The 14,361-nt window shown below is 70.1% G+C and carries 7 protein-coding genes; all 7 read right to left on the reverse strand.

The genetic code is table 11. From position 1 onward, the window contains the following. Nucleotides 1-22 precede the first annotated feature (22 nt). Nucleotides 23-3,706, reverse strand: a complete 3,684-nt coding sequence (locus BO221_RS28780) for a type I polyketide synthase (RefSeq protein ID WP_233166297.1) — start codon at nucleotides 3,704-3,706, stop codon at nucleotides 23-25. A 12-nt stretch (nucleotides 3,707-3,718) separates the two neighbouring features. Beyond that, on the reverse strand, nucleotides 3,719-10,249 hold the full coding sequence (locus BO221_RS28785; protein ID WP_083681472.1) for a non-ribosomal peptide synthetase: 6,531 nt from the start codon (nucleotides 10,247-10,249) through the stop codon (nucleotides 3,719-3,721). A gap of 111 nt (nucleotides 10,250-10,360) precedes the next feature. Beyond that, the gene (gene cysC, locus BO221_RS28790; protein ID WP_255408492.1) at nucleotides 10,361-10,924 is read right to left on the reverse strand and encodes an adenylyl-sulfate kinase; all 564 of its coding nucleotides are present in this window, start codon (nucleotides 10,922-10,924) and stop codon (nucleotides 10,361-10,363) included. Next, nucleotides 10,921-12,195: a sulfate adenylyltransferase subunit 1 gene (locus BO221_RS28795; protein ID WP_073563821.1), complete on the reverse strand. Its 1,275-nt coding sequence runs from the start codon at nucleotides 12,193-12,195 to the stop codon at nucleotides 10,921-10,923. The genes cysC and BO221_RS28795 overlap by 4 nt, the downstream gene beginning before the upstream one ends. Next, a complete protein-coding gene (gene cysD, locus BO221_RS28800) occupies nucleotides 12,195-13,100 on the reverse strand; it encodes a sulfate adenylyltransferase subunit CysD (RefSeq protein ID WP_073563823.1) in 906 nt (301 codons plus the stop codon). The genes BO221_RS28795 and cysD overlap by 1 nt, the downstream gene beginning before the upstream one ends. After that, on the reverse strand, nucleotides 13,097-13,360 hold the full coding sequence (locus BO221_RS28805; RefSeq protein ID WP_073563825.1) for a phosphopantetheine-binding protein: 264 nt from the start codon (nucleotides 13,358-13,360) through the stop codon (nucleotides 13,097-13,099). Before BO221_RS28805 ends, cysD begins: the two co-directional genes overlap by 4 nt. A gap of 8 nt (nucleotides 13,361-13,368) precedes the next feature. After that, a complete protein-coding gene (locus tag BO221_RS28810; RefSeq protein ID WP_073563828.1) occupies nucleotides 13,369-14,340 on the reverse strand; it encodes a cyclopropane-fatty-acyl-phospholipid synthase family protein in 972 nt (323 codons plus the stop codon). Between the last annotated feature and the right edge of the window lie 21 nt (nucleotides 14,341-14,361).

Here is a 14,361-nt window from a genome sequence, read left to right on the forward strand (position 1 = left end):
CCCCAGCATACCCACCTTCGCCTCAATCCCGTGTGAGACGGGCCAGGAGCCGTGCCGCCAGCCGCTCGACGTGCGGCGGCTGCAACATGCTCGTGTGCCCCCCGGGAACGACCTCCACCGATACCGATTCGCACCGGCCAATCCATGCCAGCTCCGGGTGCTCCGGCATCCATGGCTCGCGCTCGGCGGCGCGGAAGAACTGGAGCACCCCACCCTCCCAGGGCGCGATCGTGTACCGGCTCAGCGCCTCCAGGTTCGTCTTCCACACCCGGAGCAAACGCTCTCCCCGCCCGGGCTCGGAGAAGAGCGCCTCGCCCCTCATCCGCTTCGCCTCGTCCTCGAAGCGCTGCGGCAACGGCCCCGGACCGGGAGCGTCGAGCAGCGCGCACAGGGGCACCGCGTGTCCCTCGGCGGATAACCGGCGCGCCATCTCGTACGCCACCGCGCCTCCGAACGACGCCCCCACCAGCAGGTAGGGACCCGAGGGCCGCACCGAGCGAAGCACCTCGAGGTAGTGCGCCGCCATCTCCTCGACGGTGGTGTGGCAGGGCACGCCCTCCTCCAGCCCCACCGACTCGAACCCGTACACCGGCCGCGAGGCCCCGAGGCCTCGCGCGAGCTCCCGGTAGAAGAGTGTCTGTCCGCCCGCCGCGTGCACGAAGAAGAGCGGCGTCCCGTGTGTCCCCTCCTGCAGCCGCACGAGGCAGCCAGGACGGGCCGGCGCCAGGGTGCTCACGGGGCCGAGCTTCTCCGCCAACGCGGCGGGCGTGGGCGCCTCCACCACGTCCTTCAACGCCAGCCGGGTCCCCAGCCGATCCGCGAGCCGCCCCGTCAGCCGCAGCGCCATGAGCGAGTCCCCACCGAGCGAGAAGAAGTCATCGTGAATGCCGATCTCCTCGAGGCGGAAGACGTCGCGGAAGCACTCGACCAGCATCCGCTCGGTGTCGTTACGGGCCGGCACGGCGGCGGCACCCCGGCGCGGAGTCCTCGCTGGCGGCGAGGTCCGCGGGGGCTGTGGCGCGAGCGGCTGTCCAGTGGGCCCGGCTCCCTCCGGAGTGGAAGGCCCCACGGGCTCGAGCCAGTACCGCTCGCGCTCGAAGCCGTAGCCCGGCAACACCACCCGGCGGCGGCGCTCCCCGGCACGGAAACGCTCCCAGTCGATCTCCACCCCCGCGAGCCACGCCTCGCCGAGCGGCACCAGCGGACTCGCCGGCGGAGCGGAGACGTCTGGCAGCGAGGCCACCACCGGCTGCGACGTACGCGCCGGGTGCTGCCGCACGAGCGCGCTCAGGATGGAGCCCGGCCCCACCTCGAGGAACGCCCGCTCCCCGGAGGAGAGCAGGAAGGCCAGGCCGTCGGAGAAACGGACCGTCTCCCTCAGGTGACGCACCCAGTACGCGGGGTCCGTCGCCTCGCGCTCCTCCAACCAGCGCCCGGTGACGCTCGACACCACCGGCAGCTTCGGCGGACACAGCTTCACCCGCGACACCAACCGCCCGAAGTCGGCGAGGTACGGGTCGAGCATCGACGAGTGCATCGCCCGCGGGTAGCGCACCCGCTTGAACGCAAGGCCCCGCTCCGCGAGCACCTTCTCCAACGCGCCGACGGCCTCCACCGGCCCGGCGATCACACACGTCCCGGGGCCGTTGATCGCCGAAACGGACAGCTCCGCGCCGAGCAGCGGCTCGACCTCCCCCACGGGGGCGAGCACCGAGACCATGGCCCCCTCGGGCATCCGATCCACCAGGAGGGCGCGCGCCGCGACGAGCGATGCGGCCTCCTCGAGCGTGAAGACGCCCGCGAGGCATGCCGCCACGTACTCTCCGAGCGAGTGGCCCAGCAAGGCCTCGGGCTCCACGCCCCAGGAGCGCCAGAGCTGCGCGAAGGCCCAGTCACAGGCGAACAGCGCCGGCTGCAGCCACCTCGGCTGATCCAGCTCGCGGCTCGCGGCATCGAAGCGCTCGGAGGGCGCGAACATCACCTCCCGGAGATCCCCCCCGAGCGGCCCGCGCATCAGCCCGGCGCACCGGTCGAGCGCTTCACGGAAGACGGGCTCGCGCAGGAAGCAGGTGCCCATGTTCACGCGCTGCGCGCCCCCTCCCGGGAAGAGGAAGACCGCTCCCCGCCTCACGGCCTCGTCGTGCGCCGTGCGCACCCGCCCCGGCTCCCGGCTCGAGAGCCACGCCCCCGCCTCCTCGCGCCGGCCACTGATGACGGCGCGCCTGAAGGGGAAGCGGGCCCGCCCCACCTGGAGCGTGTGGGCCATGTCCGCGAGCGGCTCGCTCCCCTGCCCCAGCTGCCCGGCCAGCGCATCGGTCATCCTCTCGAGCGCGGCCTCGGACTTCGCCGACAACAGCAGCAGCTCCTCGTCACGCCGGGGCGCGTCGCCCGGGACGGCCGGAGCCTCCTCCAGGATGACGTGGGCGTTGGTGCCTCCAAAGCCGTAGGAGCTCACCCCCGCGCGCAGTGGCGTGGGGCCCGTCCACGGGCGAGCCTGGGCCACGACGTAGAACGGGCTGTTCTCCAGCCCGAGCCGGGGGTTGGGCGTCGTGAAGTGCAGGGTCGGAGGCAGCGTCCGGTTCTCGAGCGCCAGCACCGTCTTGATGAACCCGGCGATCCCCGCCGCCGCGTCCATGTGCCCCAGGTTCGTCTTCACCGAGCCGAGACCACACGAGCCCGGCGCTCCTCCACGGAACACCTGCTCGAGCGCGGAGACCTCGATCGGATCTCCCAGGGGCGTGCCCGTGCCGTGGGCCTCGATGTACGAGACGGAGCGCGGCTCGACCCCGGCCAGGGACAGGGCCTCGGAGATGGCCGCGGCCTGGCCCTTCACCGAGGGGGCGGTGAAGCCCGTCTTCGCGCCACCGTCGTTGTTGATCGCCGTGCCGAGGATGATGGCCCGGATGGGATCCCGGTCCGCGAGCGCGTCGGAGAGCCGCTTGAGCACCACCACTCCGGCGCCGTTGCCAGTCACCATCCCCGCCGCCCGGGCATCGAAGGCGCGGCAGCGGCCATCGGGCGAGAAGATGCCTCCCTCCTGATAGCGGTACGCCTCGAGCTGCCGCGCCCGGACGCAGGCGCCCCCCGCGAGCGCCACGTCGCACTCCCCGGCGATCAACGCCTGGCACGCGACGTGGACCGCGACCAGCGAGGTCGAGCAAGCGCTCTGCACGTTCAGCGCGGGGCCGGTGAGATCCAATTCGTAGGAGACGCGCGACGCGAGGAAATCACCGGCGGTGCCCAGGACGTTCTCGATGAGACCGCTCCCATTGCGCGCGGCGTGGGGCAACACGCTGGAGAGCAGGTACGTGCTGAAGGTGGCTCCCGCGTAGACGCCCGCGCGCATCGGCTTGCCCCGGGGCGCGTAACCGGCGGACTCCATCGCCGTCCAGGCACACTCGAGGAAGATACGGTGCTGGGGATCCAACTGCTCGGCCTCACCCGGCGTGTAGCCGAAGAAGGTGGCATCGAAGCACTCGGAGTCCTCGAGCACACCCGCCGCGGCCATCCAGCCCTCCTCCGAGGGCAGACCGGCTTTCGCGCGCTGCGCGGCATCCAGGCGGGTGATCGACTCCACCCCCGTGACGAGGTTGTGCCAGAACTGGCGCTCGTCCGCCGCGCCGGGGAAGCGCAGCGCGAGGCCGATGACGGCGATGGCCAGGTCCTTGGATGCGCCCTGGGAGTCGGTTTCGTTCAGGTCTTCCACGTGCATTGCTCCTCAGTTCGAGCCCGGCCGCTCACGCCGCTGCCGCGCCAGACGCCGTTGTCCATCCCGGCGGTTGCCACTCCCGGAGACCGGATCCCCGGCGGCGGCCGTTCCCTCTCCGCGCGCGAGTTGCGCGGCCAGCGCGCGCACCGTGGGGAACTGGAAGAGCCCCACCAGGGGGAACCGGTGGCCCACCAGCGCCTCGGCCTTCACGTGCACCGCCTGGAGCAGGAGCGAATTGCCACCGAGATCGAAGAAGTTGTCGTCCGCGCCCACGTGCTCCAACCGGAGCACCTCGGCCCAGATGGCCGCGAGCGACTGCTCGAGCCCCGCTTCCGGAGCGATGTAGGAGTCACCGGGCGCGGGCCGGTGCATGTCCGGCATGGGCAACGCCGCGCGGTCCACCTTCCCATTGGGCGTGAGCGGCAGCGCCTCCAGGAACACGAAGGCGGAGGGCACCATGTGCTCCGGGAGCGTCCGCTTCAGCCAGGTCCGCAGCGCCGCGCTCTCCGCCGGAGGGCGAGGGGACTCGGGCACCACGTACGCCACCAGCCGCTTGCCGCCCGGCGCGTCCTCCCGCACCACCACCACCGCGTCCTTCACCTCCGCGTGGCCCACCAGCGCCGATTCCACCTCTCCCAATTCGATGCGGAAGCCCCGGAGCTTCACCTGCGCGTCGGAGCGGCCCAGGAATTCCAGCGCGCCTCCGGACAACCACCGGCCCAGGTCTCCCGTCCGGTACAGCCGGGCGCCCGGCTCCCCACCGAAGGGATCCGGGATGAAGCGCTCGGCCGTCAGGGCCGGCTGCTCCAGGTAGCCCCGCGCGACTCCCGGGCCCCCCACGTACAACTCCCCCGTCACGCCCACCGGCACGGGCCGCAGCCACCTGTCCAGCACGTACACCCGCCCGTTGGGCAGCGGCCGCCCGAGCGTCGGCCTCGACGCGTCCACGTCCGCGTTGGAGGTGGCGCAGACCGTCACCTCCGTGGGGCCGTACTCGTTGATGAAGCGCCTTCCCGGCCGCCACTTCGCCACCAGCTCCGGCGTGCACACCTCTCCCCCGGAGATGACCGTTTCGAGCGCCGGGTACTCCCCCTCCTGCTGCGCCAGCACCGAGGGTGTCATCGCCCACAGCGTCACCCGCTGCTTCTTCAGCAGCGCGTCCAGCGGAGCTCCCGGCAGGAGCGACTCCCGCGGCGCCATCACCACGCACCCGCCCACCACCAGCGTGGGGAAGATGTCCGTCACCGAGACGTCGAAGCCGATCGACCCGTACTGGAGCACCCGGCTGCCCGGGTGCATCCCGCGCGTGTCCATCGCGGCCAGCACCGTGTTGCAGAGCCCCCGGTGGGTCAGCAGCGTCCCCTTGGGCCTGCCCGTGCTGCCCGAGGTGAAGATGACGTAGGCCAGGTTGTCCACCCCCACGTCCGGCGCTGGATTGTCCTCCGGCTGGAGGGCCAGCACCCCGGCCTCCGCGTCCAGCAGGACCCGTTGCTCGCCTCGTGAGGGCAACCCGTCCGCCAGCGCTCGCGAGGTCACCAGCACCGGCATCCGGGCCTCTTCCATCATGAAGGCCAGGCGCTCCCGGGGGTAGGAGGGATCCAACGCCACATAGGCGCCTCCGGCCTTGAGCACGCCCAGCAGCCCCACCACCAGCTCCAGGGAGCGCTCCAGGCACACGCCCACCCGCGCCTCCGGCCCCACGCCCAGGCTCCGCAGCCGGTGGGCGAGCTGGTTGGCCCGCTGGTTGAGCTCCCGGTACGTGAGCTGGCTGTCCTCGAAGACCACGGCCACCGCGTCCGGCCCGAGCGCCACCCGCTCCTCGATGAGGTGGTGGGTGCACGTGTCCTGGGGGTAGGCGGCCCGGCGGCCGTTCCACTCCACCAGCACCTGGGCCCGCTCGGCCTCGCCCATCAGCGGCAGCTCGAGGACGCGCTGTCCCGCGTCCGCCACCACGCCCTCCAACAGCGTCCTCAGGTGCCCGGCCATCCGAGCGATGGTGGAAGCCTCGAACAGCGACGTGTTGTACTCGAGACCCCCCTCGAGCCCCGCCCCCGTCTCCGTCAGCGCCAGCAGCAGCTCGTTCTTGGCCGTCTGGCTGTGGAGCTCCACCGGCCGCGACACCACCCCCGGCAGCGCCAGCTCCGGCGCGCCGTGATTCAGGGCGAACGCCACCTGGAACAGCGGTGCGCGGCTCGTGTCGCGAGACGGCTTCAGCTCGTCCACCAACATCTCGAAGGGCACGTCCTGGTGCTCGTACGCCCCCAGCGCCGTCTCCCTCACCCGCCCCAGCAACACGCGGAACGGCTCCTCTCCCCTCACCCGCGCCCGCATCACCAGCGTGTTGATGAAGAAGCCGATCAGCTCCTCCAACCCGGCATGGCCACGGCCCGCGATGGGCGAGCCCACGCACACATCCTCCTGTCCCGAGTAGCGGTGCAGCAGCGCCTGGAAGCCCGCCAGCAACGTCATGAAGAGCGTCACCCCCTCGCGCTGGCTCAGCTTGCGCAACCCCTCGGTCAGCGCCAGGGGCAGGTGGAGCCGGTGCCACGCCCCCCGGTAGGACTGCACCGGCGGCCGCGGCTTGTCCGTGGGCAGCTCCAACGCTGGCGGCGCGCCTCGAAGCTGCTCGCGCCACCAGACGAGCTGCGCTTCCAGCACCTCGCCCCGCAGCCACTCCCGCTGCCACCGCGCGTAATCCGCGTATTGGATGGGCAGCCCGGCCAGCGGGGACTCGCCACCCGCCAGGAAGGCTTCGTATAGCGCCTTCAGCTCCCGGACGAGCACCTCCAGCGACCAGCCATCCGACACGATGTGGTGCACCACCAGCACCAGCATGTGCTCCGCCGCTCCGAGCCTCAGCAGCGTCACCCGCAGGAGGGGCCCCTCCGCCAGCACGAAGGGCCGCCGCACCTCCTCACCGGCCAGCCGCAGCGCCTCCGCCTCACGCGCATCCCCGGGCAGCTCGCGCAGCTCCACCTCCACCAGTGGGAGCTCCACCCGGGCGGAGATGGATTGGAAGGGTCCTCGCTCGCCTTGCTGGAACGTCGTCCGCAGCGACTCGTGACGCTGGAGGAGCGCGTGGAAGCTCCGCTTCAGCACCGCCGTGTCGAGCGCTCCCTCCAGCCTGAGCGCCAGGAAGACATTGTAGAGCGGGCTGTCCGGCTCCAGCCGGTCCAGGAACCACAGCCGCTGCTGGGCGAAGGACAGCGGCGGCGCTCCGTCCCCGGGCACGGGGAGCAAGGGTGGCGGCCGGGTGGCCCGACTCCCCATCGCCGGCTCCTCGAGCCGCCGCGCGAGCTCCTCTACCGTGGGCGCCTCGAAGAGCACCCGCACCGGAAACTCCCGGTGGAGCACCTCCCGCAGGCGCGACACCACCTGCGTGGCCAGCAGCGAGTGCCCGCCCAGCTCGAAGAAGTGATCACGTGCACCCACTCGCGCCAGCCCCAGCAATGGAGCCCAGAGATCCGCCACCACCTGCTCCATCCGTGTCCGCGGCGCCACGTACGCTTCGCGCTCCGTTCCCTCCGCCTCCGGCGCGGGCAGCGCCTTGCGGTCCACCTTGCCGTTGGGTGTCAGCGGCAGGGCATCCAGCCACACGAAGGCCGACGGCACCATGTGCTCGGGCAACGTCTGCTTGAGCCAGGCCCGGAGCTCCTCGGGTTTGAACCCGGGGCCCGTGGCACCCTCACCCCGTCCCTCTCCCGAAGGGAGAGGGGAAGTGGGGGCAGTGGGGGAAGTGGGGACCACGTAGGCCACCAGGTGCTTGCCGCTGGGACCGGCATCCCTCGCCACCACGGCCACCTCGCCCACTCCCGGGTGCTTCGCCAGCGCCGCCTCCACCTCTCCCAGCTCGATGCGGAAGCCGCGCACCTTCACCTGCTCGTCCCGCCGGCCCAGATATTCGAGCCTCCCGTCCGGCAGGTGCCGGGCCAGGTCTCCCGTCCGGTACAGCTTCGCTCCTGGCTCCGCGCGGAAGGGATGCGAGATGAAGCGCTCCGCCGTCAGCTCCGGCTGGTTCAAGTACCCGAGCGCCAGCCCATCTCCGCCCACGTACAGCTCTCCGGCCACCCCCACCGGCACCGGCTGCCTCCACTCGTCCAGCACATAGGCTTCCGAGTTCGCCAACGGCCTGCCAATGGGCACCGACACCGCGCCCTCCGGCACCTCCCTCACCTCGTGGGACGTCGAGAGCGTCGTGTTCTCCGTCGGCCCATAGCCATTCACCAGGTGCTTCGGCGCGCCCCGCTCCAGGACCCGCCTCAGCGGCTTCACGTCCGCCGCCTCCCCCCCGAACATCACGTACTTCACCGCATGGAAGGCCTCCGGGCACTCGGCCACCGTCTGGTTGAACAGCGCCGTGGGCAGGAAGGCCGTGCTGATCCGCCGCTCCCGGAGGAACGCGGCCAGCGCCTTCGGAGACAGCGCCGTCTCCCGGGGAACACCCACCACGCACCCGCCACTGAGGAGCGCGACCCACAGCTCGAAGGTGGACCCGTCGAACGAGGTGTTGCTCAGTTGGGTGACGCGCTCCGCCTCCGTCAGCCGGACATACCCGGTGCCGCACACCAGCCGGACAATTCCCCGGTGCGGGATGCACACGCCCTTGGGCCGGCCCGTCGAGCCCGACGTGTACATGACGTACGCCATCGCCTCCGGCCCACTCCGCTCGCCAGGGTTCTCCGCGCTCTCGCTCGCGAATGCGTCCCATCCGGGCTCCAGCGGCACCACCTTCGCGCTCGGGACTGGCAGCTTCGACACCAGCTCCGGCTGCGCCAGGACCACGGACAGCGCCGCGTCCTCCACCATGAACGCCAGGCGCTCCCGCGGGTACGACGCGTCGAGCGGCACATACGCCCCGCCCGCCTTCAAGATGCCGAGCATCGCCGCCACCAGCTCCAGCGAACGGCTGGCACACAGCCCCACCCGCGTCCCCGCTCCCACGCCCAGCCGCCGCAAGTGCCTGGCGAGCTGATTGGCCCGGCGGTTCAACTCCGCGTACGTCAGCCGCTCGCCCTCGTACTCCACCGCCAGCGCCTCGGGCCGGCCCTCCACGTGCGCCTCGAACAACTCCTCGAGGCACGCCTCCCGCGGGTACTCCGTGCGCGTCTGGTTCCACTCCACCAGCACCTGGTGCCGCTCCGCTTCCGACAGCATCGGCAGCGCCGCCAGCGCCTGCTCCGGGTGCGCGAGCGCCTCCTCCAGCAGCCGCGCGTAGTGCGCCGCCATCCGCGCTACCGTCGCCTCGTCGAACAGCTCGCTGTCGTATTCCCACAGACCCACCCAGCCCTTCTCCGTCTCCCGCGCGAAGAGGGTGAGATCGAACCTGGCCACGCCGGGCTCGAAGCCGAGCTCCTCCACGGCCATGCCGGGCAGCTCCAGCGCAGCGAAGGGCGCGGAGCCCTGGAGCACGAACGAGGCCTGGAACAGCGGCGTACGGCTCAAGTCCCGCACCGGCTGCAGGGCGTCCACCAACCGCTCGAAGGGCACGTCCTGGTGGGCATAGGCGCCCAGACACGCCTCGCGCACCCGCTTCAGCAGCTCCCGGAAACCCACTTCTCCCGGAACCTCCACCCGCAGCGCCAGCGTGTTGGCGAAGAAGCCGATGAGCCCCTCCACCTCGCGCCGGTTGCGCCCGGAGATCGGCGTCCCCACCACGATGTCCCGCTGTCCGCTGTAGCGCGCCAGCAGGGCCTGGAAGCCCGCCAGCAGCGTCATGAACGGCGTGACCCCTTCCCGGCGGCTCACCTCCCGTACCGCTCCAGACAGCGCCGGGGGCAGCTCCACCCTCAGCACCGCCCCGCGCGAGGACCGCACCGCGGGCCTGGGCCTGTCCGTGGGCAACTCCAGCACCGGCGGCGCTCCCGCCAGCCGCCGCTTCCACCACGCGACCTGCGCTTCCAGCACCTCGCCCTTCAGCCACTCCCGCTGCCACACCGCGTAGTCCGGGTACTGCACCGGCAAGGCCGGCAACCGCGGCGCCTCGCCTCGCGAGTGGGCCCGGTACAACTCCGTCAGCTCCCCCTCCATCAACCCCAGCGACCAGCCATCACACACGATGTGGTGCAGCATCAGCACCAACACGTGCTCATCCGCCGCCAGCCGCAGCAACCTCGCCCGCAGCAGTGGCCCCTTCTCCAGCTCGAACGGGCGCTGGGCCTCCTCCTCTACCCGCCGCACGGCCGCACTGGCGCGCGCTTCCTCGGGCAGCGCCTCCAGGCTCTCCACGAGCAGCACGAGCCCCGGCTCCTGCGCGATCCGCTGGACCGGCCTCCCATTCTCCAGACCGAACGTCGTCCGCAGCGCCTCGTGCCTCCGGACGAGCTCCACCAGACTCCGCTCCAGCGCGGCCACGTCCAGGCACCCCTTCAGCTTCGCGGCGAGCGGTACGTTGTACGCGTACCCTCCCGGAGCGAGCTGCTCCAGGAACCACAGCCGTTGCTGCGCGAAGGACAGCGGCAACTCCCCCAGCCTCGCGACCTTCACCACTAGGGGCAGACCGCGACCCCGCCGGCCCACCGGCTTCGCCTCTTGTGCGCTCATGGAGATTCTCTTTTTCGGGTGCTGTCCGCCTCCCGGGCGCGCTCTTCACGAACTTGTCCAACAGTTGGACAAGTCTGGCGACACCGTGCCCGGAGGACCGCTTCGTCTGGCTCAGGCGATGAGCCCCCGCGCCCGCAGTGTGGCGAGGATGCGCTCCACTCCCGCTTCCACCGTCTCCGAGTCGGTACGGACCGTCACCTCGGGCGACTCGGGTGGCTCATACGGGTCCGAGATGCCGGTGAAATGAGGAATCTCCCCGGCCAGGGCCTTCTTGTAGAGCCCCTTCACGTCACGCTGGACGAGCGCGTCCAGACTGGCCTGTGCATACACCTCGATGAAAGGGATTCCCGCTTCCGAGGCCAGCCGCCGCACCTCGTTGCGCGACTCACGGTAGGGAGAGATGGCCGCGGAGATGACGGCCACCCGGTGTCTGGCCAACACCCTGGCCACGTAGCCGATGCGCCGGATGTTCTCCTCCCGGTCGGGCTTCGTGAAACCCAGCCCTCGTGACAGGAAGGTCCGGACCTCATCCCCGTCGAGCACCTCCACGGAGCGGGTGGGCTGCAACTGGTTGCGGATGGCCTGGGAGAGGGTGCTCTTGCCCGCACCGGACATGCCGGTGAACCAGACAATGAAACCCCGGGGGAACGCTGCGTCTGAAGTGGGCTGACTCACGGATGTGCACCCGATGTCCACGTCGCTGGACCGTTGATCATTCCGGCGGCCACGGTGGCGTTCGTCCCCTCGTCGATGAGGATGAAGCTGCCGGTGTGGCGATTGCGCCGGTACTCGTCGAAGAAGAGCGGCACAGTGGTGCGCAAGGACACCCGGCCGATCTCGTTCAACTCGAGGGACTTGCGCGCCTCGTCCCGGTGAAGCGTGTTCACGTCGATCCGGTACTGGATGTCCTTGACCAGGGTCCGGGCCGAGCGCGTGGTGTGCTTGATGGCCAGCTTCGCGCCGGGCCGCAGCGGCTGCTCCACCATCCAGCACACCATGGCGTCGAGGTCCTGAGCGACGGTGGGCGGATTGCCCGGGCGGCACAACATGTCGCCCCGGCTGATGTCGAGCTCCTCCGTCAGCGAGACGTTGACGGACATGGGAGGGAAGGCCTTCTCCACGGGCTTGCCGGCCAGCTCGATGGCGCGGATGCGCGAGGTGAAGCCCGAGGGCAACACCACCACCTCATCGCCCGGCCGCATCACGCCGCCCAGCACCTGCCCGGAATAGGCCCGGTAGTCGTGGAGCTTCCGGGAGATGGGGCGGGACACGTACTGCACGGGGAAGCGCACCCGGATGAGGTCGCGGTCCGAGGCGATGTGCACATTCTCCAGGTGGTGCAGCAGCACGGAGCCCTGGTACCAGGGCATCTTCTCCGAGCGCGTCACCACGTTGTCGCCATTGAGCGCGGAGATGGGAACGAAGGTGAGGTCCGTGAGCTCCAGCTTCATGGAGAACTTCCGGAACTCGTCCTTGATGGACTCGAAGACGGCCTCGTCGTAGCCCACCAGGTCCATCTTGTTGATGCACAGCACCACATGGGGCACGCGCAGCAGCGAGGCGATGAAGGCATGGCGCCGCGTCTGCTCGAGAATGCCCTTGCGCGCGTCCACGAGGATGAGCGCGAGATCCGCGGTGGAGGCCCCCGTCACCATGTTGCGCGTGTACTGGAGGTGGCCGGGAGTGTCCGCGATGATGAACTTGCGCCGGGGCGTGGCGAAGTAGCGGTAGGCCACGTCGATGGTGATGCCCTGCTCGCGCTCGGCGCGCAGGCCGTCCATGAGGAGGGCGAGGTTGACGTACTCGTCTCCGCGCGCCTTGCTGGTGCGCTCCACGGAGGCGAGCTGGTCCTCGAGGATGGATTTCGTGTCGTGGAGCAGCCGGCCGATGAGGGTGCTCTTCCCATCATCCACCGAGCCGGCCGTGGCGAACCTGAGCAGCTCCATTAGAAATACCCCTCGCGCTTGCGGTCTTCCATGGCCGTCTCGCTGAACTTGTCGTCGGCCCGGCTCGCCCCACGTTCGGTCACCCGGGAGGCGGCGACCTCCTGGATGACCTGTTCCACCGTGGAAGCCGTGGACTCGACGCAGGCGGTGCACGTCATGTCGCCCACGGTGCGGAAGCGCACCTGGGCCGTCGCCGCCCGCTCACCCGGCAGCAGCGGCAGATAGGGAGAGCACGCCATCCACATGCCGTCGCGGCGGAACACCTCGCGCCGGTGGCTGAAGTAGATGGACGGCAGCGGAATGCGCTCCTGGCCGATGTACTGCCAGATGTCCATCTCGGTCCAGTTGGACAGGGGGAAGACGCGGATGTGCTCCCCACGCCGGTGACGGCCGTTGTAGAGACTCCACAACTCGGGCCGCTGGTTCTTCGGGTCCCACTGGCCGAACTCGTCGCGGAAGGAGAAGACCCGCTCCTTGGCTCGGGCCTTCTCCTCGTCACGGCGGGCGCCACCGAAGACGGCGTCGAACTGGTTCTTCTCGATGGCGTCGAGCAGCGGCGCCGTCTGCAGCCGGTTGCGCGAGGCGCGCGGGCCCTTCTCCTCCACCACCCGGCCCGAGTCGATGAACTCCTGCACGGAGGCCACCACCAGGCGGGCGCCCAGGGCGGCCACGCGCTCGTCCCGGTATGCGAGCACCTCGGGGAAGTTGTGCCCCGTGTCCACGTGCATCAGCGGAAAGGGCAGCGGAGCGGGCGCGAAGGCCTTCTCCGCCAGCCACAGCATCACGGCGGAATCCTTGCCACCGGAGAACAGGAGGACGGGCCGCGAGAACTCGGCCACCACTTCCCGGATGATGAAGAGGGACTCGGCTTCCAGCGCCTGGAGATGAGACAGCTCGTCACTCATCCCTCCGCCTCCGCCTGCTCCTGGAGCAGCTGCTCACAGAGCGTGGCCACCTCCTCCAGGGTGTTGAACAGCTCCCCCATCATCGGGCGGATCCCCAGCTCCTCCTCGATGCGGTTGGCCAGCATCGTCGCGAGCAGGGAATTGCCACCAAGCGAGATGAAATGGTCTCCCCGGCCGATCTCCTGGAGGCCCAGCAATTCACTCCAGTATCCGGCGAGTCTCTGTTCCATCTGCGTGCTGGGAAGAGGTTGGGTGCTCATGAGGAGGCTCAGGGTTTTTCGGCGGAGGCGATGACGTAGTCATCACAGTTGAACTGGGAGAGGTGCTGGTACTGCTCGGGGTCCTGCTCCCGGAGCTTGCGGACCTCCGCGCGGATGCGCTCCGGGCTGACCGAGCCGGGTTGCCGGCTTGCCGCCGTCACCATGCGCAGGGCCGTGAACGCGGTATTCACCGGCCCATAGACATCCGCCGCGATGGATTCGAGCCGGGCCTTCTGGAAGCCCACCGACTTCAGCTCCGTCTCATACCGCTGGACCGTCCAGACGTTGGCCTCCGGAAAGGCAATCAGGCCCCGCCAATAGCGATGACGCAGGCGGCGGCGCAGCCCGGCGCCCGCTTCCCGATCCGTCTTCTGGCACATGTCCGCCATGACCAGACGTCCACCCGGACGGAGCACCCGGAACGCCTCGCGCAGGAAATCGCGCCGCGTCTTGAAATGCATGGCGGACTCGAGCGCGAAGACGACGTCGAACTCGCCCGAGCCGAAGGGCAGCTCGGTCGCGGAGCCCACGTCCAACTGAACCACCTTCTCGAGACCCGTGAGCCGGACACGCTCGCGGCCAATCCGGACTTGATTGGGCGTGACGTTCAACCCGTGGATACGCGCGGGGCGGTACTCCTCGGCCCAGAGGATGTCCTGGTCCGCATAACCAAAGCCACAGTCCAGCACCACGTCGCCCTGCCCCAGGCGCGCGGTCTTCGCGAGCAGGTGTGCCATCTGCGCCTGGGCGGCCTTGAACAGCTCGCCCACGCGCTCGTAGTTGTTCTCGTCGACACGATCCACGTCGCGCCAATAGCCAAGGTTCAGCCACAAGGGCTCACGGCCCGTAGTGACCTGGATCTCCTGCGGTTTGGGAAGACCCGTGACCCAGGCCCCCGTGTCGACCGAATAGAAACGCTTGGGATCCGCCAGCAGCGCCTTCTTGAGATTCTTCGCGTACGTCGTGACGGCATTCAGCATTGCCAGACCCACCTTTCATTC

This window comes from Archangium sp. Cb G35 (assembly GCF_001896145.1).
Classification (GTDB): domain Bacteria; phylum Myxococcota; class Myxococcia; order Myxococcales; family Myxococcaceae; genus Archangium; species Archangium violaceum.

Bases quoted from the DNA above. Each gene is read 5' to 3' on its own strand.
- BO221_RS28785 (WP_083681472.1), bottom strand. From the start codon at position 10,249: ATGAGCGCACAAGAGGCGAAGCCGGTGGGCCGGCGGGGTCGCGGTCTG.
- BO221_RS28795 (WP_073563821.1), bottom strand. From the start codon at position 12,195: ATGGAGCTGCTCAGGTTCGCCACGGCCGGCTCGGTGGATGATGGGAAG.
- cysD (WP_073563823.1), bottom strand. From the start codon at position 13,100: ATGAGTGACGAGCTGTCTCATCTCCAGGCGCTGGAAGCCGAGTCCCTC.
- BO221_RS28805 (WP_073563825.1), bottom strand. From the start codon at position 13,360: ATGAGCACCCAACCTCTTCCCAGCACGCAGATGGAACAGAGACTCGCC.
- BO221_RS28810 (WP_073563828.1), bottom strand. From the start codon at position 14,340: ATGCTGAATGCCGTCACGACGTACGCGAAGAATCTCAAGAAGGCGCTG.